The organism is Pseudomonas sp. S2_A02 (genome assembly GCF_054668495.1).
In genome coordinates this window covers 3,979,762-4,003,753 of the sequence record NZ_CP162776.1, presented here as the reverse complement: position 1 = coordinate 4,003,753, position 23,992 = coordinate 3,979,762, and the positions used below count along the sequence as shown (strand labels likewise).

23 protein-coding genes, 1 other RNA gene and 1 pseudogene are annotated in these 23,992 nt (G+C 59.4%); 8 read left to right on the top strand and 17 right to left on the bottom strand.

Annotation, left to right across the window (positions count from 1 at the left end):
• Positions 1–22 precede the first annotated feature (22 nt).
• From gcvT to AB4O41_RS18215, 8 genes and pseudogenes are all read right to left on the bottom strand, one after another.
• Positions 23–1,105, bottom strand: coding sequence for a glycine cleavage system aminomethyltransferase GcvT (gcvT, locus tag AB4O41_RS18250; RefSeq protein WP_460144176.1), 1,083 nt, complete (start codon positions 1,103–1,105; stop codon positions 23–25).
• Between the two features lie 277 nt (positions 1,106–1,382).
• Positions 1,383–2,999: an ABC transporter permease gene (locus AB4O41_RS18245; RefSeq protein ID WP_460144175.1), complete on the bottom strand. Its 1,617-nt coding sequence runs from the start codon at positions 2,997–2,999 to the stop codon at positions 1,383–1,385.
• 204 nt (positions 3,000–3,203) lie between these two features.
• Entirely contained in the window at positions 3,204–4,208 is a 1,005-nt protein-coding gene (locus AB4O41_RS18240; RefSeq protein ID WP_460144174.1) for an extracellular solute-binding protein, read from the bottom strand.
• A 247-nt stretch (positions 4,209–4,455) separates the two neighbouring features.
• Positions 4,456–5,673 carry a 2-octaprenyl-3-methyl-6-methoxy-1,4-benzoquinol hydroxylase gene (locus AB4O41_RS18235; protein WP_460148374.1) on the bottom strand — a complete coding sequence of 406 codons (1,218 nt, stop codon included), beginning with the start codon at positions 5,671–5,673 and terminating at the stop codon, positions 4,456–4,458.
• A 9-nt stretch (positions 5,674–5,682) separates the two neighbouring features.
• Positions 5,683–5,778: pseudogene (locus AB4O41_RS18230) on the bottom strand (tetrameric acyl-CoA thioesterase); the annotation flags it as partial.
• A gap of 10 nt (positions 5,779–5,788) precedes the next feature.
• Positions 5,789–6,976 carry a 2-octaprenyl-6-methoxyphenyl hydroxylase gene (gene ubiH / locus AB4O41_RS18225; RefSeq protein ID WP_460144173.1) on the bottom strand — a complete coding sequence of 396 codons (1,188 nt, stop codon included), beginning with the start codon at positions 6,974–6,976 and terminating at the stop codon, positions 5,789–5,791.
• Complete coding sequence (gene pepP, locus AB4O41_RS18220; RefSeq protein WP_367373386.1) at positions 6,973–8,307, bottom strand: Xaa-Pro aminopeptidase; 1,335 nt, start codon at positions 8,305–8,307, stop codon at positions 6,973–6,975. Before pepP ends, ubiH begins: the two co-directional genes overlap by 4 nt.
• A 27-nt stretch (positions 8,308–8,334) precedes the next feature.
• The gene (locus AB4O41_RS18215; RefSeq protein WP_008012538.1) at positions 8,335–8,889 is read right to left on the bottom strand and encodes a YecA/YgfB family protein; all 555 of its coding nucleotides are present in this window, start codon (positions 8,887–8,889) and stop codon (positions 8,335–8,337) included.
• A 218-nt stretch (positions 8,890–9,107) separates the two neighbouring features.
• On the opposite strand from AB4O41_RS18215, the gene AB4O41_RS18210 reads away from it, so the two are divergent.
• The 4 genes from AB4O41_RS18210 (at position 9,108) to AB4O41_RS18195 (ending at position 10,531) form a co-directional block, all read left to right on the top strand.
• Positions 9,108–9,317 (top strand): TIGR02449 family protein, encoded by a 210-nt coding sequence (locus tag AB4O41_RS18210; protein ID WP_007899405.1) that lies wholly within the window; start codon positions 9,108–9,110, stop codon positions 9,315–9,317.
• Positions 9,314–9,631 (top strand): cell division protein ZapA, encoded by a 318-nt coding sequence (locus tag AB4O41_RS18205; protein ID WP_007899404.1) that lies wholly within the window; start codon positions 9,314–9,316, stop codon positions 9,629–9,631. The genes AB4O41_RS18210 and AB4O41_RS18205 overlap by 4 nt, the downstream gene beginning before the upstream one ends.
• Positions 9,632–9,661: 30 nt before the next feature.
• A non-coding RNA gene (gene ssrS, locus AB4O41_RS18200) (6S RNA) lies at positions 9,662–9,840 on the top strand.
• Between the two features lie 85 nt (positions 9,841–9,925).
• A complete protein-coding gene (locus tag AB4O41_RS18195; RefSeq protein ID WP_460144172.1) occupies positions 9,926–10,531 on the top strand; it encodes a 5-formyltetrahydrofolate cyclo-ligase in 606 nt (201 codons plus the stop codon).
• Between the two features lie 34 nt (positions 10,532–10,565).
• On the opposite strand, the gene AB4O41_RS18190 is transcribed toward AB4O41_RS18195, so the two are convergent.
• The gene (locus AB4O41_RS18190) at positions 10,566–10,715 is read right to left on the bottom strand and encodes a hypothetical protein (protein ID WP_460144171.1); all 150 of its coding nucleotides are present in this window, start codon (positions 10,713–10,715) and stop codon (positions 10,566–10,568) included.
• Positions 10,716–10,915: 200 nt separating this feature from the next.
• On the opposite strand from AB4O41_RS18190, the gene AB4O41_RS18185 reads away from it, so the two are divergent.
• A complete protein-coding gene (locus AB4O41_RS18185; protein ID WP_460144170.1) occupies positions 10,916–11,365 on the top strand; it encodes an EVE domain-containing protein in 450 nt (149 codons plus the stop codon).
• Between the two features lie 139 nt (positions 11,366–11,504).
• Here the strand turns inward: AB4O41_RS18185 and AB4O41_RS18180 are convergent, their stop codons facing one another.
• Positions 11,505–11,912 (bottom strand): flagellar basal body-associated protein FliL, encoded by a 408-nt coding sequence (locus AB4O41_RS18180; protein ID WP_032835866.1) that lies wholly within the window; start codon positions 11,910–11,912, stop codon positions 11,505–11,507.
• A gap of 150 nt (positions 11,913–12,062) precedes the next feature.
• On the opposite strand from AB4O41_RS18180, the gene AB4O41_RS18175 reads away from it, so the two are divergent.
• Together AB4O41_RS18175 and glpT are read left to right on the top strand one after the other, a co-directional pair.
• Positions 12,063–13,040: an NADPH:quinone oxidoreductase family protein gene (locus AB4O41_RS18175; RefSeq protein WP_460144169.1), complete on the top strand. Its 978-nt coding sequence runs from the start codon at positions 12,063–12,065 to the stop codon at positions 13,038–13,040.
• A gap of 220 nt (positions 13,041–13,260) precedes the next feature.
• On the top strand, positions 13,261–14,610 hold the full coding sequence (glpT, locus tag AB4O41_RS18170) for a glycerol-3-phosphate transporter (RefSeq protein WP_008012529.1): 1,350 nt from the start codon (positions 13,261–13,263) through the stop codon (positions 14,608–14,610).
• Here the strand turns inward: glpT and AB4O41_RS18165 are convergent.
• The 7 genes from AB4O41_RS18165 to AB4O41_RS18135 all read right to left on the bottom strand — a co-directional run bounded on the left by AB4O41_RS18165 (position 14,586) and on the right by AB4O41_RS18135 (position 22,939).
• Positions 14,586–15,254, bottom strand: a complete 669-nt coding sequence (locus tag AB4O41_RS18165; RefSeq protein WP_460144168.1) for a gamma-glutamylcyclotransferase — start codon at positions 15,252–15,254, stop codon at positions 14,586–14,588. The two genes, glpT and AB4O41_RS18165, sit on opposite strands and share 25 nt — an antisense overlap.
• A 221-nt stretch (positions 15,255–15,475) precedes the next feature.
• A complete protein-coding gene (locus AB4O41_RS18160; protein WP_460144167.1) occupies positions 15,476–16,444 on the bottom strand; it encodes a CDP-6-deoxy-delta-3,4-glucoseen reductase in 969 nt (322 codons plus the stop codon).
• Positions 16,444–17,910, bottom strand: coding sequence for a 4-hydroxy-3-polyprenylbenzoate decarboxylase (gene ubiD / locus AB4O41_RS18155; RefSeq protein ID WP_129440127.1), 1,467 nt, complete (start codon positions 17,908–17,910; stop codon positions 16,444–16,446). Before ubiD ends, AB4O41_RS18160 begins: the two co-directional genes overlap by 1 nt.
• A gap of 81 nt (positions 17,911–17,991) precedes the next feature.
• Positions 17,992–19,947, bottom strand: coding sequence for an acyltransferase family protein (locus AB4O41_RS18150; RefSeq protein ID WP_460144166.1), 1,956 nt, complete (start codon positions 19,945–19,947; stop codon positions 17,992–17,994).
• Positions 19,948–20,272: 325 nt separating this feature from the next.
• Positions 20,273–21,532, bottom strand: a complete 1,260-nt coding sequence (gene rho, locus AB4O41_RS18145) for a transcription termination factor Rho (RefSeq protein WP_007899384.1) — start codon at positions 21,530–21,532, stop codon at positions 20,273–20,275.
• Positions 21,533–21,779: 247 nt separating this feature from the next.
• A complete protein-coding gene (gene trxA, locus AB4O41_RS18140) occupies positions 21,780–22,109 on the bottom strand; it encodes a thioredoxin TrxA (RefSeq protein WP_007899382.1) in 330 nt (109 codons plus the stop codon).
• Positions 22,110–22,231: 122 nt separating this feature from the next.
• The gene (locus tag AB4O41_RS18135; protein WP_038980830.1) at positions 22,232–22,939 is read right to left on the bottom strand and encodes a FadR/GntR family transcriptional regulator; all 708 of its coding nucleotides are present in this window, start codon (positions 22,937–22,939) and stop codon (positions 22,232–22,234) included.
• Positions 22,940–23,196: 257 nt separating this feature from the next.
• Here AB4O41_RS18135 and AB4O41_RS18130 point away from each other — a divergent pair, with 257 nt between their 5' ends.
• On the top strand, positions 23,197–23,982 hold the full coding sequence (locus AB4O41_RS18130) for a transporter substrate-binding domain-containing protein (protein ID WP_460144165.1): 786 nt from the start codon (positions 23,197–23,199) through the stop codon (positions 23,980–23,982).
• The last annotated feature ends 10 nt before the right edge of the window (positions 23,983–23,992 follow it).

Genomic DNA, 23,992 nt, shown 5'->3' with positions numbered 1-23,992 from the left:
CGGTCATTGCCCGCCAAAAAAGTTAGATCAAGGTTTTGCCGTGGCGTACGAAGGTCGGTTTGACCACTCGAACCGGGTACCACTTGCCACGGATTTCCACTTCAGCGCGGTCGGCGGTGGCCACCGGCACGCGCGCCAGTGCTATCGACTTGCTAAGCGTAGGAGAGAAACTACCACTGGTGATCTCTCCTTCGCCAACATCGGCGATGCGAACCACCTGATGCGCACGCAAAACTCCCCGTTCTTCAAGGACCAGACCGACCAGTTTGTGCTGCACACCAGCGGCCTGTTCGGCCTCCAAGGCAGTGCGACCAATGAACTGGCGCGTGGCCGGCTCCCAGGCAATGCTCCAGGCCATGTTGGAAGCCAATGGCGAAACGTCTTGATGAATGTCCTGACCGTAGAGGTTCATACCGGCTTCGACACGCAAGGTATCGCGCGCGCCGAGGCCGATCGGGGAAATACCCGCGCCCACCAGATCGTTGAAGAAACCCGGTGCCTGATCGGCCGGCAGCACGATTTCCAGACCATCCTCACCGGTGTAACCGGTGCGCGCGATGAACCAGTCACCGTCGGTCTGACCTTCGAAATATTTGAGCTGCTGAATCAGCGTGCCACGGGACTGAGTCACCAGTTCGGCAATCTTGTGCCGGGCGTGGGGCCCTTGAATGGCCAGCATCGCCAACTCGGAGCGCTCGTTGAGCCGCACCTCGAAGTCACCGAGATGAGCTTGCATCCAGGCCAGGTCCTGATTGCGGGTGGAGGCGTTGACCACCAGGCGATAACCGTCCTCGAGACGGTAGACGATCATGTCGTCGACGATGCCTCCGTGCTCGTTGAGCATGGCGCTGTACAAGGCACGGCCGGAGCTGTGCAGACGTTCGACGTCATTGGCCAGTAAATACTGAAGCCAGGCCTTGGCCTGGGGGCCGTCAACATCGATCACGGTCATGTGGGATACATCGAAAACCCCGCAATCGCGGCGCACCTGATGGTGTTCCTCGACCTGCGAGCCGTAATGCAGAGGCATATCCCAACCGCCAAAATCGACCATCTTCGCGCCGAGGGCGAGATGAAGGTCATACAGAGGCGTACGCTGTCCCATGGGTTTCTCCTTCCGGGCGTGGCGAAGGTGCGGACAGGTGCTGCACGGGGTGAATGCCTTGAAATAAAAGGCTTTCAGCCGTTCCAGCGACCCGGTCTGAAAGACGGACCGCACCGAATGCCGCGCATTGTAGCCGCAAGGTGTAGGACTGGCACAGCGCCCTGTCTCACGAATCACTGTCCCGTTTTGACGGCGCCTGTTATTGCCATGTTGTGTTGCCGTTCCTGGCAATAACAGTCACTCGTCAAACTCGGGACGGATTCGCGAGACAGGGCGCCTACGCGTTTCGATGCGCCGACCTTCGGATCAATCCGATGACCGGTAACAGCCCGACCAACACCAGGGTCAGTGCCGGCAACGAGGCCCTCGCCCACTCGCCCTCGCTGGTCATTTCAAAGATCCGCACCGCCAGCGTGTCCCAGCCAAACGGGCGCATCAGCAGGGTCGCGGGCATTTCCTTGAGCACGTCGACGAATACCAGCAACGCCGCGCTCAACGTGCCCGGCAGCAGCAGTGGCAGATACACTTTGAAAAACAGTCGTGGCCCACTGACGCCAAGGCTACGTGCAGCTTCGGGCAAAGAGGGCCGTATTCGCGCCAGGCTGCTTTCCAGCGGTCCATAAGCCACAGCGATGAATCGCACCAGATAGGCCAGCAGCAACGCCGACAGACTGCCCAGCAGTAACGGTTTGGCGGCGCCGCCCAGCCAGCCCGACAACGGGATCACCACTTCGCGATCCAGGTAACTGAACGCCAGCATGATCGACACCGCCAGCACCGAGCCCGGCAAAGCGTAGCCAAGGTTGGCCAGACTGATGCCAGAACGGATCGCCCGGGTCGGCGCCAATCGACGGGCAAAGGCCAGCACCAGAGCAACACCGACGGTGATAAACGCCGCCATGCCGCCCAAGTACAAGGTATGGATGATCAATCCGGTATAGCGCTCATCCAGATCGAAACGTCCGCGTTGCCAGAACCACACCACCAGTTGCAGCACGGGAATGACGAAGGCGCAGGCGAAGACCAGACCACACCAGCTCATCGCCGCCAGCGCCTTGACCCCGCGCAGGTGATACAACGCCTTGACCCGTGGCCGTTCGTTGCTCGCCCGGTTGGCCCCGCGGGCACGGCGCTCGCCATACAGCACGACCATCACCACCAACAGCAACAGGCTGGCCAGTTGCGCGGCGGTGGAAAGACTGAAAAAGCCGTACCAGGTTTTGTAGATAGCGGTGGTGAACGTATCGAAGTTGAACACCGACACCGCACCAAAATCCGCCAGGGTTTCCATCAGCGCCAACGCCACTCCCGCGCCGATGGCCGGACGTGCCATGGGCACCGCCACGCGCCAGAACGCCTGCCATGGAGATTGCCCAAGGACTCGCGCTGCTTCCATCAAGCCTTTGCCCTGAGCCAGGAATGCGGTACGCGCCAACAGGTAAACGTACGGATAGAAAACCAGTACCAGCACCAGAATCACACCGCCGGTGGAGCGCACTCGCGGCAGCCTCAAACCGCTGCCGAACCATTCGCGTAGCAAGGTTTGCACGGGCCCGGCAAAATCCAGCAGGCCGACGAAGACGAATGCCAGCACGTAAGCAGGAACCGCAAAGGGCAGCATCAGCGCCCAGTCCAGCCAACGCCGCCCGGGGAATTCGCAGAGGCTGGTGAGCCAGGCCAGGCTGACGCCCAGCAGCGTTACGCCGAAACCGACACCGAGGACCAGCGTGAGTGTATTGCCCAGCAGCCGCGGCATCTGGGTGTCCCACAGGTGGGACCAGATTTGCTGATCGATGGTTTGCCAGGAGAGAAGCAGGACGCTCAGGGGCAGCAGGACCAGCGCAGCAATGGCGAAGACCAGGGGATACCAGCGGCGTTGGGCGGGGTGGGCCAAGGAAAGTTCTCTAGAAAGTGAGGAGCCAACGCGGGCCTGCGTCTGCCCCATTTTTGTGGCGAGGGAGCTTGCTCCCGCTCGGCTGCGCAGCAGTCGTAAAGCAGCGGATGCGATTTAACTGATGCACCGCACCGCATGGTTTTAGGGCCGCTTCGCAGCCCAGCGGGAGCAAGCTCCCTCGCCACTGTCGCGGTAAACAGAGACTCAGTTCCAGCCAGCCCGATCCATCATCCGGATCGCTTCAGCCTGACGCTTGCCAGCGATTTCCACCGGCAAGGTGTCGGCCACAAATTTGCCCCAGCTCGCTACTTCAGCTGAAGGCTGAACGGCAGGGTTGGCCGGGAATTCCTGGTTCACGTCAGCGAAAATCTTCTGCGCTTCAGGCGTGGTCATCCACTCCACCAGCGCCTTGGCGGCTTCCGGGTGCGGCGCATATTGGGTCAGGCCGATGCCCGACAGGTTGACGTGCACGCCACGGTCGCCCTGATTCGGCCAGAACAGCTTTACCGGCAGGTCTGGCTTTTGTTTGTGCAAACGGCCGTAGTAGTAAGTATTGACGATGCCGACGTCGCACTGGCCGGCGTTGATCGCCTCCAGCACGGCAATGTCGTCGGAGAACACGTCGGTGGACAGGTTGTTGACCCAGCCCTTGAGGATCTTCTCGGTTTTCTCGGCGCCATGGACTTCAATCATGGTGGCGGTCAGGGACTGGTTGTAGACCTTCTTCGCCGTGCGCAGGCACAGGCGACCTTCCCACTGCTTGTCGGCCAGCGCTTCGTAGGTGCTCAGTTCACCGGGTTTCACCCGGTCGGTGGAGTAGGCGATGGTCCGCGCCCGCAGGCTCAGGCCGGTCCAGGCATGGGAGGAAGCGCGGTATTGCAGTGGGATATTGGCGTCGATCACCTTGGAAGTGAACGGCTGGAGGATGCCCATCTGCTCGGCCTGCCAGAGGTTGCCGGCGTCGACGGTCAGCAGCAGGTCGGCAGTGGCGTTTTCGCCCTCGGCCTTGATCCGCTGCATCAGCGGCGCTTCCTTGTCGGTGATGAACTTCACCTGCACGCCGGTTTTCTGGGTGTAGGCATCGAAGACCGGTTTGATCAGCTCATCGATACGCGAGGAGTAAACCACCACCTCGTCGGCGGCCTGGGCGGCGGTGCTGCCAATCAGGGTCAGGGCCAGTGCGGTCAGTAGACGCTTGGGTGCCAACATGGAAGCGGTCTCTCGAGTGGGGAAGTGATGCCAAATGATAAGGACTCACATTTCGCTTCTCAATCGAACAGTGAGTGGAGGAGTTACCGGATGTTGCACAGTTAGGGATATGAGGTGTCTGATCTGCCGCCATCGCGGGCAAGCCCGCTCCCACAGGTATTCAGGTGTTAATGCATTATGTGTGAGCGCTGAAGATCCTGTGGGAGCGGGCTTGCCCGCGATGGGGCCAGTTACCTCAGCGAAAATTTCAAGCCTTGGCGAGTGTCGGCAGATCCCCAATCAACCCAAGCGCCTCACGCACGAACAACGCCTTGGCCTCGGGCATCTGATCGACCATCTTCAACCCGGTATTACGCAACCAGCGCACTGGCAACGGATCGGCCTGGAACAGTCGCTCGAACCCTTCCATCGCCGCCATCAACGCCAGGTTGTGGGGCATGCGCCGACGCTCGTAGCGACTGAGCACTTTCACGTCCGCCAACCGCTCGCCACGCTCGGCCGCTTGCAGCAGCACTTCGGCCAGCACCGCGGCATCGAGGAAACCGAGGTTCACGCCCTGCCCGGCCAGCGGATGGATGGTGTGGGCCGCGTCGCCGATCAGCGCCAGGCCTTCAGCCACGTAACGTTTGGCATGACGCTGACGCAGCGGCACGCACAAACGCGGGTCGACGCTGAGCACTGTGCCGAGGCAACCTTCGAAGGCCCGTTCCAGCTCCTTGCAGAAGCCTTCGTCGTCCCGCGCCATCAGGCGTTCGGCTTCGCTCGGCGTGGTCGACCAGACGATCGAGCACCAATCCTGTTGACCGTCCCGTTCCAGCGGCAGAAACGCCAGCGGGCCATTGTCGGTGAAGCGCTGCCACGCGGTCATTTGATGAGGTTTTGAGCTGCGCACACTGGTGACGATCGCGTGGTGCATGTAATCCCACTCGCGAGTCGCAACGCCGGTCAGGCGTCGAACGGCCGAGTTGGCGCCATCCGCCGCGATCACCAAAGGCGCGCGCAAGGTGCGGCCATCGGCCAGGGTCAGCAGCCAGTCCTCACCGGAGCGGCGCATCTGCTCCAGGCGCGCATTGGCCAGCATCCCGAGATCGCAGTCGTGCAGTCGATCGAGCAAGGCGTCCTGAACCACGCGGTTCTCGACGATATGCCCGAGCACTTCGGCATGTACGCTGGTCGCCGAGAAATGGATCTGACCGGTGCCGCTGCCGTCCCAGACGTGCATGTCGGTGTATGGACTACTGCGCCGGCTGGCGATGCCATCCCAGACGCCGAGGCGTTCGAGTATTCGCTGGCTGGCAGCCGATAAGGCACTCACCCGTGGTTCGAACGGAGCCTGCCCGTCGAAGGGTTTGACGCTCAGGGGGCTACCGTCCAGCAGCAGGACTTCGAGCCCACTGTTTTGTAACGCCAGCGCCAGGGCACTGCCGACCATTCCGGCCCCGACAATCAGCAGATCTGCGCGCATTTCCATGCTTTAAGCCTGTCTCGCTTGCGGCTTGAGCCGCACGTAAAGGTGTTTTTCGACCCGCGCCAACAAGGCGCCCGCGCCGTCGTGAATATCGATTTGTAGGTGCGCCCACTTAAACATCGGGACGCGTACCCAACCCCATGGCCTGCCGGGCGAACCAGCGCTTGGCCGGCGGCAGCAGATCGAGACCTAGCAATCCAATGTTGCGCCCCAGGGAAACCAGCGGCTGAGTGCTGCCGAATAACCGGGTAACCTGATCGGAAAAACCCACGGTCAGGTTCTGATCCATGCGCTGACGCTCGCGGTAGGCCTGCAAGGTGGCGAAGTCGCCGGGCCCGGTCTCGCTGCCCAACAAACTGTCGGCCAGCGCCTGGGCGTCACGCAACGATAGATTGAAACCCTGCCCGGCGATCGGATGCAGGCTATGAGCAGCGTTGCCGAGAATTGCCAGATGCGGGCGGACTTGTTCCTCGGCTTCGATCAGCGACAGCGGATACAAATGCCGTGCGCCAACCTGTTTCAGCGTGCCGAGGCGATAACCGAAGATGCCCTGCAACTCGGTGAGAAAGCTGCGGTCATCCAGGGCTGCCAGCCGTTGCGCGTCCATGCCCAGACGAGTCCAGACCAAGGCGCAGCGATTGTCCGGCAACGGCAGCAAGGCCATCGGACCATCGTCGGTGAAACGCTCGAAGGCCATGCCGTTGTGCGCTTCACTTGGGGTAATGTTGGCGATCAGCGCGCTCTGGTTGTACGGGCGTTTCTTGATGCCGATCCCCAGTTGCTCACGCAAACCGGAACGGCCGCCATCGGCGAGCACCGCAAGGTCGCATTCCAGGGTGGTTTCATCGTTGAGCGTCAGGCGATAGCCGTCGGTCAACGGTTCCATGCGGGTGACTTCCGCCGGGCAACGCCAACTGATCACGTCCTTGTCCAGACCTTGCCAGAGGCATTGGCCAAGCCAGGCGTTTTCGACCACATAACCCAGCGCCGGAACGCCCTCTTCCATCGCCGACAGGCGCGCGGTGGAGAAACGCCCACGGTCGGAGACATGAATCTGCTTGATCGGCTCGGCGCGGCGGGAGATTTCCTGCCAAACGCCCAACCGTTGATAAATCTGCCGGGCACCGAAGGACAGCGCCGAAGAACGGGCGTCATAACTCGGTTGATAGGTGTCGCCGGGGGCAAACGGTTCGATCAGCACGATCTTCCAGCCACGGGCCTTAGCCCCGGCCTGCAACGCCAATGCCAGACTGGCGCCGACCAGGCCACCACCGATGATTGCCAGATTGACTCGACTCATGCCGCTTGTGTCCGTGCTGCGGCCATCAATGCCTCGATTTCGGCGACCGTTTTCGGCACGCCGTTAGTCAGGATTTCACAACCGGTTTTGGTGACCACCACGTCGTCCTCGATGCGTACGCCAATGCCGCGCCATTTCTTCGCCACGTTCTGGTTGTCCGGAGCAATATAAATGCCCGGCTCGACCGTCAGCGCCATGCCGACTTCCAGCACGCGCCATTCGCCGCCGACCTTGTACTCGCCAACGTCATGCACATCCATGCCCAGCCAGTGGCCGGCGCGGTGCATGTAAAACGCTTTATAGGCTTCGCTGGCGATCAACTCGTCGACGTCGCCCTGCAACAGACCCAACTTCACCAGACCGGTGGTAATCACCCGGACCGTGGCTTCGTGTGCCTGATTCCAATGTTTGTTCGGCGCGATCTCGGCAAACGCCGCTTCCTGGGAAGCCAGCACCAACTCGTAAATCGCCTTCTGCTCCGGTGAATACTTGCCGTTGACAGGCCAGGTGCGGGTGATGTCGCTGGCGTAGCAGTCGATCTCGCAACCGGCGTCGATCAGCACCAGATCGCCGTCCTTGAGCACCGCGTCATTCTGCTGGTAATGCAGGATGCAGCTGTTGCGCCCCGCTGCGACGATCGACCCGTACGCCGGCATCTTCGCCCCGCCCTTGCGGAACTCGTAATCGAGCTCGGCTTCGAGGCTGAACTCATGCAAACCGGCACGGCTGGCTTGCATCGCACGAATATGGGCCTGGGCGGAAATCCGCGCGGCTTCGCGCATCACCTTCACTTCTGCCGCCGATTTATACAGGCGCATGTCGTGAAGCAGATGATCCAGGGCAACGAATTCGTTCGGCGGCTGGGCGCCGAGGTGCGCCTTAGAGCGGATCACGTTGATCCAGTCCATCAGGTGCCGGTCGAATTCGGGGTTGCTACCCATGGCCGAGTACACCCGGTCGCGGCCTTCGATCAGGCCCGGCAGGATGTCGTCGATGTCGGTGATCGGGAAAGCGTCGTCGGCGCCGAAGTCGCGGATCGCGCCTTCCTGGCCTGCGCGCAGGCCGTCCCACAATTCACGTTCGGCATTACGTTCCCGGCAAAACAACACGTATTCGCCGTGCTCACGGCCAGGCATCAAGACGATGACGGCTTGAGGCTCGGGGAAACCGCTGAGGTACTGGAAATCGCTGTCCTGACGGTAGACATGCTCGACATCGCGGTTGCGGATGGCCACCGCGGCGGCGGGCAAGATGGCAATGCTGTTGGGTTCCATCTGCGCCATCAGCGCCTTGCGGCGACGGCTGTATTCCGATTTCGGGATATGAATCATGGGCAGATGGCTTTCCCTGGCACGCGATTAATGCAACGACGGTTTGGCAGCCGCTTCGTCGGTTTTCTTGGTTTCGGTGAACAGCAGCAACGGAGCGACGCGCAGGTACTCCATCACTTCCATGTAGTCGCTTTCGCCGTCGTCGGACTCTTCCAGCGCGTCTTGCACCTGGGCGATAGCGGCCAGATCCTGCAGCACCTCGGTGGCTTCAGTGCTCAAGGCATATTCGCGGCGGGTCAGACCGAAGCCGGTAAGGAAGCCCTGGCACCACTGGCCCAGTGCAGCCGCGCGCTCGGTGAGCGGCGCGTCGTCGGTCGGCAGCAGCAGAACAACGGTCATGTCGTCGCTGGTGAGCTCGCCCTTGACCATCTCTTGCAGGCCGATCAAGGCGTTGCGAACGTTGTCTTGTGGTTCGCCTTCGAGCAGTTCGGCGGCGTCGGCCAACCAGCTGTCGGCTTCGAAGCCGGCACCGGCGCAACTGCGGCCGAGCAACAGGCCGTGCAGTTCGGCAGGCGAGACGGGATGGCCGCTGGTGCTCAGCAGGGTGGCAAAGGCTTGGTACGGAGAATTCTGAATGGGCATGGGCAGCTAGGCGCCAGACGGCGCTATGTCTAGAATGAAGGCCTTGTATCCTACATCGACAGACTCGCCAAGACTATTAAAGGCTGTCCGCCAGCCAGGGTCTGTACGAAACTCGCCGAGCGCCGATCAGGCGAGCCTGTTTTTAACGCAGCATGATCGACGCGCAGGCAGTTTCGTACAGGGCCTGCCATCCATCAGACACAAACTCAGTGGACACAATGGAAGACACCGACCTGCAAGCGCTGATGGCCAGACTCGAACTGCTAATTACTCGAGTCGAGCAACTAAAGAGTCAGAATGGACTCCTATTAGCTCAGGAAAAGAGCTGGCGCGAAGAACGCGCGCACCTCATTGAAAAAAATGAAATCGCCCGGCGTAAGGTCGAATCGATGATTTCGCGCCTCAAGGCCCTGGAGCAAGACTCATGAGTTCAAGCAATAGCGTTACCGTGCAGATCCTCGACAAAGAATATTCGATCATCTGCCCCCAGGAAGAGCGCAGCAACCTGGTGAGCGCTGCCCGTTACCTGGACGGCAAGATGCGCGAAATCCGCAGCAGCGGCAAAGTCATCGGCGCCGACCGCATCGCCGTGATGGCCGCGCTGAACATCACGCACGATCTCCTGCACAAGGAAGAACGCCCGGATGTGCAGGCCAGCGGTTCGACCCGTGAGCAGGTTCGCGACCTGCTGGACCGCGTCGATCTGGTGTTGTCGACCGATCCGGATGTCACCAAGGGCTGATTCGCACGACCGCTTGGGGTATACTCGCATCACTCCCTGGGGTGCTTGCCAGTTGACGACGTCCCTGAGCCGATTCGCACTACCCTGGAGGTTGCACGTTGGGCTGGTGTGCATGTCCGCTAGACGGAAAGCCTTAAAGCCTACTGCATCTTCCACCTTGAACTTTCGGGTTCAAGGGCTAAGTCGACAGCGGTTCATCCGGGGAGCCTGATTCCAGTCCGATGCCGGTTTTAATACCGGCATCGGCTTTTTTACGGGTACGCTTTACGTACTCGCACTTCGAAGCCTGAATCCATGACCGAACCTGCGCTGCTGCCCCGCCCGCAACTTCGACGCATGCTGCGCAAGGCCCGTCGCGCACTGACACCCAGTCAGCAGCGCGAGGCCGCTCGCGGGCTGTATAAGCAATTGGCCCAACACCCGCTGTTTCGCCGCGCAAAACACATCTCCCTGTACCTGCCCATGGACGGTGAAATCGATCCGCGTCTGCTGATGCGTGCCGCTCAACGTCGGGGCAAGGCGACTTATCTGCCGGTGCTCAGTGCCTGGCCGCAAACCAAAATGGTGTTCCAGCGGATTCGTTCCGGCGAAAAGCTCAAACCCAACCGTTTTCGCATCCCCGAACCTCGGCACAACATCGCCCGACAACGCAAGGTCTGGGCGCTGGATCTGGTGTTGTTGCCGCTGGTGGGGTTTGACGATGTCGGCGGACGCCTGGGAATGGGCGGTGGTTTCTACGACCGCAGCCTGGCGTATCTGGCGCGCCGCAAAAACTGGCGCAAGCCGACGTTGCTGGGCCTGGCCCATGAATGTCAGAAGGTTCAACGATTGGCTCAGGCGAGCTGGGATGTGCCGCTGCAGGGAACGGTCACGGACAAGGCGTGGTATTTCGCGGACTAGACGCCACTGATTTCAGCGGCGTCGAAAGACAGGTTCAGCGCTTGAAGGCCGTCGGCTGTTGCTGTGCGATCTCGACAGGAGCATCGGGTTTGTTGTTCCACAGGCTTTGGGCATAGCCGGTGGTCACGACACCAAGGCCGAATAAAATTACCAAAATCCATAGTAAATCCGGTTTGCGTTTCATCGATTGCCCCCCAAAGGCACATCAATACGATGACAGCAGCGGTTTCCGTTGTAGGTGTAGGCCGTGCAGCAGCGTCAAGCTTAGAAGGCCGGCATTTTGCGACAACGTGAACCGACACGCAAACGCTGGCGTCAACCGACTGTCGGTTTGTCATAAAATTGCCCGACCGCTTGCCCACTCACCTCGCAAGGAGCAAACCCATGGCCTATTGGCTGATGAAATCCGAGCCCGACGAACTCTCGATCAAAGACCTGGAGAAGCTTGGCCGAGCGCGCTGGGACGGGGTTCGCAACTACCAGGCACGTAACTTCCTGCGGACCATGGCGGTGGGTGACGAGTTCTTTTTCTACCATTCCAGCTGCCCTGAGCCAGGGATTGCCGGGATCGGCAAGATTGTCGAAGCCGCGTACCCGGACCCGACGGCGCTGGAGCCGGAGAGTCACTACTTCGATCCGAAGGCCACTGCCGAGAAAAACGCCTGGAGCGCGATTGATGTTGCGCATGTCGAGACGTTTGCCAGCGTGCTGAAGCTGGATTATCTGAAGCAGCAAACGGCGCTGGCCGAGATGCCATTGGTTCAGAAAGGCTCGCGACTGTCGGTGATGCCAGTGACAGCCGAGCAGTGGGCGGCAGTGATTGCGCTTTTGTAGGAGCACGGCTTGCCGGGCGATGGCGATCTCAAGGGCGCTATCGCGAGCAGGCTCACTCCCACACTGGATCTGCATTCACTGGAGATCCCCTGTGGGAGCGAGCCTGCTCGCGATGAGGCCGACCGGAACAGCGAAAGACCTATTGAATGATTAGGTTGTTGAACAACAAATCCTCAACCACCGGTTTGCCGGTCTCGTCGTTCATCACTTGTTGAGTCTGCTTCAAGGCTTCCTGACGCAGTTTTTCCTTGGCTTCGACGTTGTTCATCGCCTCGGTAGTCTGCTGCGCAAACAACGCCACCAACTGATTACGGATCAATGGCTCATTGGCCTTCACCGCTTTGGTCGCCTCTTCACCGGTCACCCGCAGCGCCACATCGGCCTTGTAGACCTTGAGTTTCGGCGTACCGTCCAGCCCGTAGTTGCCCACGAATGGCGGGCTCAGGGTGATGTAGTTGACCTTCGGGGCTTCACCTTCTTTGGCTTCTTCGGCCATCGCTGCCACAGGCAGAGACAGGGCCAGCATCAACATGATCCACGCTTTCACAATTCGCTCCTTATCCGGTTTGCGGCCAAGCATAACGACCCGCCGCTCAAGCACAAGCTTATGGCTGACTATCAGGGTCGGGCATGCTCGTTGACCCAATGACTCACACACCTACACTTATCGGCCATCACTCCCAAAGGAATAGCCCTGATGAAAGCCGTGCTGTGCAAAGCCTTCGGCCCTGCCGAATCGCTGGTGCTGGAAGACATCGCCAGTCCTGTCGCGAAGAAGAATGAAATCCTGCTGGATGTGCATGCAGCCGGGGTGAATTTCCCGGACACGTTGATCATCGAGGGCAAATACCAGTTCAAACCGCCCTTCCCGTTTTCGCCAGGTGGCGAAGCGGCTGGCGTGGTCAGCGCGGTGGGCGAAAAGGTCAGCCACCTCAAGGTCGGTGACCGGGTCATGGCCCTGACTGGCTGGGGCAGCTTTGCCGAGCAGGTCGCGGTGCCGGGCTACAACGTGCTGCCGATCCCGTCATCGATGGATTTCAACACCGCCGCCGCATTCAGCATGACCTACGGCACTTCGATGCACGCCCTCAAGCAACGGGGCAACCTGCAACCCGGCGAAACCTTGCTGGTGCTCGGCGCTTCCGGTGGCGTCGGCCTCGCTGCAGTGGAAATCGGCAAAGCCATGGGCGCCCGGGTGATCGCCGCCGCCAGCAGCGCGGAAAAACTCGCAGTGGCCAAGGCCGCCGGTGCCGATGAGTTGATCAACTACAGCGAAACCAGCCTCAAGGACGAGATCAAACGCCTGACCGACGGTCAGGGCGCCGACGTGATCTACGATCCGGTGGGCGGCGACCTGTTCGACCAGGCCATCCGTGCCATCGCCTGGAACGGCCGTCTCTTGGTGGTCGGTTTCGCCAGCGGACGAATTCCGGAACTGCCAGTGAATTTGGCGCTACTCAAAGGTGCCGCGGTGGTCGGCGTGTTCTGGGGCTCCTTCGCCCAACGCCAACCACAGGACAACGCGGCCAACTTCCAGCAGTTGTTTGGCTGGTTTGCCGAGGGCAAGTTGAAACCGCTGGTGTCGCAGGTGTATCCGCTGAGCAACGCGGCGCAGGCGATCAATGATCTTGGCCAGCGCAAGGCGGTCGGGAAAGTGGTGGTTCAGGTTCGCTGATTGTTTACCTGACCTGTTTTCCCTATACCGGGTCGCAACCCTGCGACCCGGTTCCGCCATCCCCATACCGCCCTTCATTTATACCTGAGCGACATGTTCATAAAAGAACATGCGATCTCCAACATTTCCTCTATTTGGCCGATGTGAACCGGTGCTATTTTCGGTAACGAAACTGTAACATTCGCATCCGCAGTCAAAACAAGAAATCTGGAGCTCTTGAATGTTTGCTTTCTTTCGTCCTGCCGCACATCAGGCTCCATTGCCTGAAGAAAAAATAGACAGCACCTACCGACGCCTTCGCTGGCAGATCTTCGCCGGGATTTTCATTGGGTATGCGGGTTACTACCTGCTGCGCAAGAACTTCACCCTGGCATTTCCGGATCTGATCGCCCAAGGCTATACAAAAGGCCAACTCGGGGTGGCGATGTCGGCGATTGCGATCGCCTACGGTCTTTCAAAGTTTTTGATGGGCATCGTGTCCGACCGCTCCAACCCTCGTTACTTCCTGCCCTTTGGCCTGATTGTGTCCGCTGGGGTGATGTTCGTTTTCGGTTTCGCGCCGTGGGCGACGTCCAGCGTGACCATGATGTTCATCCTGTTGTTCATCAACGGCTGGGCGCAAGGCATGGGTTGGCCACCGAGCGGGCGCACCATGGTGCACTGGTGGTCGCAGAAAGAACGCGGCGGTGTGGTTTCGGTATGGAACACCGCACATAACGTCGGCGGCGGCTTGATCGGCCCGCTGGCGATCCTCGGCATGGGCTGGTTCAACGACTGGCACAGCAAGTTCTACGTTCCGGCAGCGGTGGCGTTGCTGGTCGCTGTATTTGCCTTCATTGTCATGCGCGATACCCCCCAATCGACGGGCTTGCCGCCCATTGAGAAGTACAAGAACGATTACCCGGAAGGCTACGACGCCAGTCACGAAGAAGAATTCAGCGCCAAGGACATCTTCGTGAAATACGTGCTGCGCAACAAAATGCTCTGGTTCATCGCGTTGGCCAACGTCTTCGTCTACTTGTTGCGCTACGGCATTCTGGATTGGGCGCCGACCTACCTTAAAGAGGTCAAGCACTTCGATTTCGACAAGACGTCGTGGGCTTATTTCCTGTACGAGTGGGCGGGCATTCCCGGTACGCTGCTGTGCGGCTGGATGTCGGACAAGATCTTCCGGGGCAACCGTGGCCTGACGGGCATGGTGTTCATGGCATTGGTGACCGTTGCGACGATCGTGTATTGGCTGAATCCGCCGGGTAACCCGATGGTCGACATGATCTCGCTGTTCGCGATCGGCTTCCTGATCTATGGCCCGGTGATGCTGGTGGGGTTGCAAGCGCTGGAACTGGTTCCGAAGAAGGCCGCGGGTACGGCTGCAGGCTTTACCGGCCTGTTCGGTTACTTGGGTGGTTCAGTCGCGGCCAGTGCGCTGATGGGCTACACGGTGGACTATTTCGGCTGGGATGGCGGCTTCATCCTGCTGGTCGTTGCCTGCCTGCTGGCGATGGCGTTCCTGGCACCTACTCTGGGTCACAAGAACGTCGCCAGTCAGAGCCGCGAAGCAATCGCCTGATCGGCCTTTGATTTGCAGCGCTTGAGCCGCGCCTCCAGATTCCGGTCTGGCATGGCGTGGCTACGCAGGGCGTTGGCGGTCTGCTCGACATACTCGCGAGTGGTGCCGTAACGCCCGCAAGCGTTTTCGAACACGTGGCTCAACACGTGATCCGGCAAGTTGCCGGCGTAGCTGGGCAGATGCCGCTCCAATACAAATCCCAATGCCTGAACCTGGCTTCCGTCTTCAAGACGGCAGTTGAGCCAATGTGGGCGATAGGACGGGAATGGCATTTCACGTTGCCAAAGTGCATAAAGCGAAGCTTCGAGTTGTTCTTCGGGCAAGCGGTAGGCAAACCCGCTGCATGAGCCGCCACGATCCAGGCCAAACACCAGCCCTGGCACTTCCGGCGTACCGCGATGTTCGTGGGACCACAGGTACAAACCGCGATGGTAGCCATGCACACGCCCGCGTACACGCTCAACCGCCGCACATTCAGGACGCCAGATCAGCGAACCATAAGCGAATAGCCAGACCGGCCCGCCCTTGTGGCGCGCCATGGTCGCCTGCATTGAGCCGAGTAATTGTTCGTGCGTAAGCTGCGGCCCCAGATCGAGCCGCGGAGGGTAAGCCAGATTCAAAAAAGCAGATTCAATGGCGCTCATGGCGAATAGCGTTCAGCTCCCCGCGAGTGAAGAATTACTTAATAGAACGCACCGTTGTAACAATAAGGCACATAAGTTTTAAGGCAATTTAAGTGCCATGCGGCGCTCTAAAACTTATTGCCTGAATGACATATAACCTACCGGTATTTATATAAATCTATAAATACCGATCGGCTATATGGGGAGTTATAACGATTTAGATCGAGGACCAAAATCGGGGATCAAGATCGAGGCGCGTAAGCGAAAACATCCGCGCGCATTTGATGGGCATCCATCCCTGCTTCGACCAACGCATCCAGCGTGCCATAGACCATGGCCGGAGAACCGCTGGCGTAGACGTGCAGGGCTTTCAGATCAGGGAAATCTTCGCACACCGCCTGATGCAACATACCGCAGCGCCCGCCCCAGCCACATTGATCGCTGACGACTTTATGCAGGAATAGATTGGGCAGTTTTTCCCATTCATCCCAATGCTCAATGTCATAAAAGTCTTCGGGACGACGCACGCCCCAATACAGGTGCACCGGATACTTGAAACCCGTGGCCCGGCAATGTTCGATCAGGCTGTGGATCTGGCCCATGCCGGTTCCGGCAGCAATCAGTACCAATGGACCGTCCGGCAGTTCCGCCAGATGGGTATCGCCGAACGGCATCTCGATGCGCACCATCGGGTTGCGCTGAAGCTGTTCGATCAGGCTCAGCGCACTGCTTTCGCGCGCCAGTACGTGAATTTCCAGATCGCGGCCGGAATGCGGTGCAGAGGCCAGGGAGAAGGCAGACTTCTCGCCATTCTCACGCTCGATCATCAGGTATTGACCGGCGTGATAGCGCGGCGGCTTGCCCGCGGGCGCACGCAGACGCACGCGCCAGGTATCGCCGCCGACGTCTCTGCATTCAATGACCTGACACGACACGCTACGCACCGGCAATTCTCCCAGCGCAAGCACGCCATCCCACAGCACGATGCAGTCTTCCAGCGGCTCTGCAATGCAAGTGTAGAACTCGCCATGGTCGCGCACATCACCGGCTTGTTCGACCCGCCCTTCCACCAGCAACGCGCCGCACACATGGCAATTGCCATTGCGACAGCTTTGCGGGCATTCATAGCCCAGGCGCCGCGCGCCATCGAGAATTCGCTCGCCGGGCAGAATCTCTAGCACTGCTCCGGAGGGCTGCAAGGTTACACGCATCAATCTATTCCTAATTGATTCCAGATGGCATCGATCCGTTGGGTAACGGCTTCATCCTTGACGATGACCCGGCCCCACTCGCGAGTGGTTTCGCCCGGCCATTTATGTGTGGCATCGAGCCCCATCTTCGAACCCAGGCCGGAGACCGGCGAGGCGAAGTCCAGGTAGTCGATCGGCGTGTTGTCGATCATCACCGTGTCACGCTTGGGGTCCATGCGCGTGGTGATGGCCCAGATCACGTCGTTCCAGTCCCGTGCATTGATATCGTCGTCAGTGACGATAACGAACTTGGTGTACATGAACTGTCGCAAAAACGACCAGACACCGAGCATGACCCGCTTGGCATGCCCCGGATACGACTTCTTCATGGTCACGATGGCCATGCGGTACGAACAGCCTTCGGGCGGCAGGTAGAAGTCGGTGATCTCCGGAAACTGCTTTTGCAGGATCGGCACGAACACTTCGTTCAGCGCCACACCGAGAATCGCCGGCTCATCCGGCGGACGGCCGGTGTAGGTGCTGTGGTAGATCGGTTTGATCCGGTGGGTAATGCGCTCGACGGTGAACACCGGGAAGCTGTCGACTTCGTTGTAGTAGCCGGTATGGTCGCCATACGGGCCTTCATCGGCCATTTCGCCCGGATGGATCACGCCTTCGAGGATGATCTCGGCGGTGGCCGGCACTTGCAGGTCGTTGCCGCGGCACTTCACCAGTTCGGTGCGATTGCCGCGCAACAGACCGGCGAAAGCGTATTCGGAGAGGCTGTCCGGCACCGGCGTCACGGCGCCAAGAATGGTTGCCGGGTCAGCGCCCAAGGCCACAGAGACAGGGAACGGCTGGCCAGGGTGTTTCTCGCACCACTCACGGTAATCCAGCGCGCCGCCACGGTGGCTCAACCAGCGCATGATCACCTTGTTGCGGCCGATCACTTGCTGACGGTAGATACCGAGGTTCTGGCGATCCTTGTTCGGACCTTTGGTGACGGTCAGACCCCAAGTAATCAGCGGACCGACGTCGCCCGGCCAGCAGGTCTGTACCGGCAACATCGCCAGATCGACATCGTCGCCTTCGATGACCACTTCCTGGCACACCGCGTCTTTGACGACTTTCGGCGCCATGGCAATGATCTTGCGGAAAATCGGCAACTTGGACCAAGCGTCCTTCAGGCCCTTCGGCGGCTCGGGCTCCTTGAGGAACGCCAACAGCTTGCCGATTTCGCGCAACTCGCTGACCGCTTCCGCTCCCATGCCCAGCGCCACGCGCTCGGGGGTGCCGAACAGGTTGCCGAGTACTGGAATGTCATAACCGGTGGGTTTTTCGAACAGCAGCGCCGGGCCTTTGGCACGCAGCGTGCGATCACAGACTTCGGTCATCTCCAGCACTGGAGAGACGGGGATCTGGATGCGTTTCAACTCTCCGCGCTGCTCAAGCTGCTGCACGAAATCCCGAAGATCCTTGAATTTCATTGACGATGGCACCCCTAAAATAGGCGTACATCCTACCTGCTCTGCCGACCAAACAGCAGCCTGTCAGTGCATAGCCAGCAATCAATTGTGATTTGCACCCAGCAGCACCGGAGCAAACAATGGACTCAACCGGACACTGCCTGTGTCTGACAGATGATCCTCGTCCTTGTACTGCGAATGGCCATTGACCTCGATACTGCAAATCTGGTTCGCACACATCAACGGCGTAGGATCGATAACATGTACACCTGGGTCGGCGGCGCTCATCGAGTTGAACAAGGTACTGAGAAAATGCTGGCGCGCCAGGTGCTCTTCGAGTGGTCGACCCAGCCCCTCGGCCGAACGACCGACCTGGGCCAGACTCGTCAGTCGATCGATGGAGCCCTTGCGCTGCAGCGGCACTTCCTTGAACAACCAGACTTGCGCGCCCGCCGCCCTTAATGCCGTCACCCGTGCCTTGAGCGCTGTGGCCATGCGTTCCTCGGCCCGGGTCGTATTGTCATGCTGATTGAGCAGAACCTTTTTATCGCCGTCTTCGCGACCGTAAACGTAAAGACTCCAATTGGCTGCCAGCACCACATCCTTAATCTGCAGGCTACGAACCCGCTCCATTGTCTGTTCGTTGAAGTCCTTGCAACGCTGACGCACGTCATTGCTCTGGATCGGCGGACAGGCACTCATGCTGTAAAGCCACACCGGGCGACTCTCGCGCTTTGCGCTACTTTCGATCGCAGGCAACAGCGCGGCTGCGTGACTGTCGCCCCAGAACATTTGCGTCGCCGGAACCTCTTCGTTACCCCCCACCAGACACGCCTTGTCCAGTTTTTTGTCCGAGGTTACCAACAAGCATTTCATCTGCCCGGCCCGCCAATCCCGAGACTGCGCATATTCCAGCGCTTTGCCGGTAAGGCGCTGAGGAAAACCGTCCGCCGATCGCACCATCGAACCTGTGACTGCCAGAGCGGCCATGGCCAGCAAGCCCCCCAACAACACGGGTTTGCGTCCGGCAAGCAGGCGGCGTTCACGAAATGGAAGTTCGACGAAGCGCCAGCTCAACCATGCAAGGCCGAGCGCCAATAGTATCCAGCCCGTAGCCTCCAAGGGCTGAATGCCGTCGATCGAGATGGCATTGGCGTAGACATAGACCGGCCAGTGCCACAAATACAAGGAATAGGAGAGCAAGCCGATCCATACCAGCGCCCGAGAACTCAACACCTGACCGGCCCATGTAGAACCGTGCCCGCCAGACCAGATCAGCGCGGTGGCGCCGAGCACGGGTAGCAAAGCCGCCCAGCCTGGGAACACCGTAGCCTTGTCAAAGGTGAAAACCGCGACCAGGACAGCCATCAACCCGGCCACCCCGACAGACTGATAGAGCCAGGGCCGCACGGCTTGTTTTGACGCAGGCAAGACCGCAAGCATGGCACCGCACAACAGCTCCCAGGCACGTGTCGGCAGCGAGAAGAAAGCGACATCGGGCTTGCGCTCGATATAGGCGATATTGAGCCCGAAAGACACCAGCAGCACGGCAAACAGCATCCAGCGCCAATGACGAACATGGCGCATCAACAACACCATCAACAACGGAAAGAAGATGTAGTACTGCTCTTCAACGGCCAGGGACCAGGTATGAAGCAACGGTTTCAAATCCGACGCGGGCTGGAAATAGCCGTCTTCGCGCATGAACAGAATGTTTGAAATAAACAGCGACTGATAACGAACCGTCCTTCCCAGCTCGGAGAAGTCCTTGGCCGTCAGTAACAACCAGCCCAGAGCCAGCGTCGCCAGCAGCACCACGCTCAAGGCCGGAATGATCCGTCGTGCACGGCGAGCCCAGAAATCGACGAAGCTGAAACGCTGGGCGCCGATCTCACGAAACAGGATGCTGGTAATCAGGAACCCGGAAATGACAAAGAAGACATCAACACCGACAAAGCCACCGCTGAAAGTGCTGAAGCCAAAATGAAACAGCACGACTGGAATAACGGCCAGGGCCCGCAATCCGTCGATATCACGGCGATTGCCAAATGTGTGCATAACGTTGTCGCTTCAGATACAAAGCCGATTGAAAATGGGACTCACCGATCGCGACTGCGGATATTCGACGGAGGTCAACTCAGGGAAAGACCTGTCAGAACAATTGATTCAATCGCCAGCAAGATGGAATGCAGAGGCGATAGATCCGCTGTTGGCGGGCGGCGGCCCCCATTGAATGGGCGCCAGTTTACAGCACAGTAAGTATCAATCCAGATACAAAAAACCCTGCGCAAAAAAAAGAGCGCCCTTTCGGGGCGCCCTTTTTGAAGCGTATGTCTCGTCCTGAATGGGTTAAACCTGCTTCAGGACCAGACAGTACTTCGTGTTACTTACGTTTCATCGACAGGAAGAACTCGTCGTTGGTCTTGGTCTGTTTCAGCTTGTCGACCAGGAACTCGATGGCAGAGACTTCATCCATCGGGTGCAGCAGCTTGCGCAGGATCCACATACGCTGCAGTTCGTCGTCGGCCGTCAGCAACTCTTCGCGGCGAGTACCGGAACGGTTGATGTTGATGGCCGGGAACACACGCTTTTCGGCGATCTTGCGATCCAGAGGCAGTTCCATGTTGCCGGTGCCTTTGAATTCTTCGTAGATCACTTCGTCCATCTTCGAGCCGGTTTCAACCAGCGCGGTAGCGATGATGGTCAGCGAGCCGCCTTCTTCGATGTTCCGTGCAGCACCGAAGAAACGTTTCGGTTTCTCCAGGGCGTGGGCATCGACACCACCGGTCAGCACCTTGCCGGAGCTCGGGATCACGGTGTTGTAGGCACGCGCCAGACGGGTGATGGAGTCGAGCAGGATCACCACGTCCTTTTTGTGTTCGACCAGGCGCTTGGCCTTCTCGATCACCATTTCGGCAACCTGCACGTGGCGGGTTGGCGGCTCGTCGAACGTCGAGGCAACCACTTCGCCGCGCACGGTGCGCTGCATTTCGGTTACTTCTTCCGGACGTTCGTCGATCAGCAATACGATCAGATGAACTTCAGGATTGTTACGTGCGATGTTCGCCGCGATGTTTTGCAGCATGATCGTTTTGCCGGCTTTGGGCGGTGCAACGATCAGGCCGCGCTGGCCTTTACCGATCGGGGCGCACAGGTCGATGACACGACCGGTCAAGTCTTCGGTGGAACCGTTGCCGGCTTCCATCTTCATGCGCACAGTCGGGAACAGCGGGGTCAGGTTCTCGAAGAGAATCTTGTTTTTCGCGTTCTCGGGACGATCGTAGTTGATCGTGTCGACCTTGAGCAGCGCGAAATACCGCTCGCCTTCCTTTGGAGGGCGGATCTTGCCAACGATGGTGTCACCGGTGCGCAAGTTGAAGCGGCGGATCTGGCTCGGCGAGACGTAGATATCGTCTGGGCCGGCGAGATAGGAAGCGTCAGCGGAGCGCAGGAAGCCGAAGCCGTCCTGGAGAATCTCCAGCACGCCATCACCGGAGATTTCCTCGCCGCTTTTAGCGTGCTTTTTGAGCAGGGAGAAAATCACGTCCTGCTTGCGCGAACGGGCCATATTTTCTATGCCCATCTGTTCGGCCAATTCGAGCAGTTCGGTAATCGGCTTTTGCTTGAGTTCAGTCAGATTCATATAGGAATGACGTAATCATTTATGGAGGGGGGAAATTAAGCTTTTGGCTTAATGAGGCCGCGCCGCAGAGAAGGCGACAGGATCGCGTACTTATTCGAAAAGGAGTGCGTCGGCGACGGCTAGCAGGGGGCAGTGGAGAAACCAGTGCGGGGCCGAATGTACCACCTGAGTTTCGGAGCGTCTAGCCCTCAATAACGAAAAGGCCCCGCATAATGCGGGGCCTTTTCATGACGCTTTATAACAACGCTTAGATGTTGGCGTCGAGGAAAGCAGCCAGTTGCGACTTCGACAGCGCGCCAACCTTGGTGGCTTCGACGTTGCCGTTCTTGAACAGCATCAGCGTCGGGATACCACGTACGCCGTGCTTGGCCGGGGTTTCCTGGTTTTCGTCGATGTTCAGCTTGGCAACGGTCAGCTTGCCAGCGTAGGTGCCAGCGATTTCGTCCAGAACCGGGGCGATCATTTTGCAAGGGCCGCACCACTCAGCCCAGTAGTCAACAAGCACAGGGCCAGCAGCCTTCAGTACTTCTTCTTCGAAGTTCGCGTCGGTGACGTGCTTGATAAGATCGCTGCTCATGGATGTCTCCGGGTTGTAAGCAATAAAAAACGTGGCCCATCATAGCCGCCCTTCCCGTGTTCAGGAAGCCGCAGATGATTGAGTCTCGCTATGGTGGCCCATGAGTTTGGGTATAGCTCAAGTCATGAGGTGGCGGGAGCGACGAAAGCAATTCCGGTACGCAGGGCGGCGTTGCGCACATGCTCTTGCATCGCCTTCTGTGCGGCACCAGAGGCCCGACGAGCCAGCGCGCGGAGGATTTTACGGTGTTCCTGCCAGGTTTCCATGGCCCGTTCGGCCCGGATGAACGGTAGCTTCTGGCTCTCCAGGAAGATGTCGGCGCTGGCTGTAAGGATGCTCAGCATCGCCTGATTGCCGCTGGCGAGAAGAATGCGCCGGTGAAACTCGAAATCCAGTCGCGCCGCTGCATCGAAGTCAGCGGCACGCAGTTCGTTGCGCATGGCGGCGACATTGTCTTCCAGCGCATCGAGCTCATCGGTGCTCAGGGTCACGGCCGCCAGCCCGGCGGCAAAACCTTCCAGCGCGTAGCGCAACTGGAAAATGTCCAGCGGCGATGCCTGAGCCGCGAACGGCCAGCCCGGCGCCGCATCGCCCCGGGGCAGATCGACCGGTGACTGCACGAACACGCCCTTGCCTGGCTGGATACTGATCACGCCCAGCGCACTCAGGGACGATAACGCCTCACGCAATGAGGCCCGACTGACCCCCAATTGCACCGCCAGGTCCCGTTGCGAGGGCAAGGCATCCCCCGCCCCGAAACCTTGCTCGGCGATCAGTTTGCGGATGGCTTGCAGCGCCACTTCAGGTACGGCGCGGGAGATCGAGTTCATGGTTTTTTCAGACGAGCCAGGCCAATGAGCGGCTAGTTGTAAAGCTATTCGCGACGCCCGGCAAGTCGTGCCCCATGGGGGTTCGGGAATTTTCACGGGTGCGCCATCAGGGTGCGAAATGTCACTCAACTGTTCAGACCAGTAAGACCGAACGACACCAGCAAAACCGTGGCCTGCGCCCCCCAAAACCTGATCTTGGCATGGCCCGTGCTCTGTCGATCCGCAGAAATCACTTCCCGCCGATCCGGAGATTTGCCATGACCATGCGTTACAGCGTCCTCCTCGCAGCCCTGTTTGCCAGCCTGATGCTGAGCCAGGCACCCGCCCACGCCGACGGTCTGGAGGATGTGGTCAAGCGCGGCACCCTCAAAGTCGCGGTGCCCCAGGACTTCCCGCCGTTCGGTTCGGTCGGCCCGGACATGAAACCTCGGGGCCTGGACATCGACACCGCCAAACTGCTGGCCGACCAGCTCAAGGTCAAACTTGAACTCACCCCAGTCAACAGCACCAACCGCATTCCGTTTCTGACCACCGGTAAAGTCGACCTGGTGATTTCCAGCCTCGGCAAGAACCCTGAGCGCGAAAAAGTCATCGACTTCTCCCGTGCTTACGCCCCCTTCTACCTCGCCGTGTTCGGCCCGCCAGACGCCACCATCAAGGGCCTGGACGATCTCAAGGGCAAAACCATCAGCGTCACCCGTGGCGCCATTGAAGACATCGAATTGACCAAAGTTGCCCCCGAAGGCGCGACCATCAAACGCTTCGAAGACAACAACTCGACCATCGCTGCCTACCTCGCAGGGCAAGTCGACCTGATCGCCAGCGGCAACGTGGTGATGGTGGCGATCAGCGAGAAAAACCCGAAACGCGTGCCGGCCCTGAAAGTGAAGCTCAAGGATTCGCCGGTTTACGTTGGCGTGAACAAGAACGAGCCAGCGCTGCTGGGCAAGGTCAACGACATCCTCACCACGGCCAAGGCTGACGGTGCGCTGGAAAAGAATTCGCAAATCTGGCTGAAAGAGCCGCTGCCGGCCGATCTCTGATCGTTCGCGC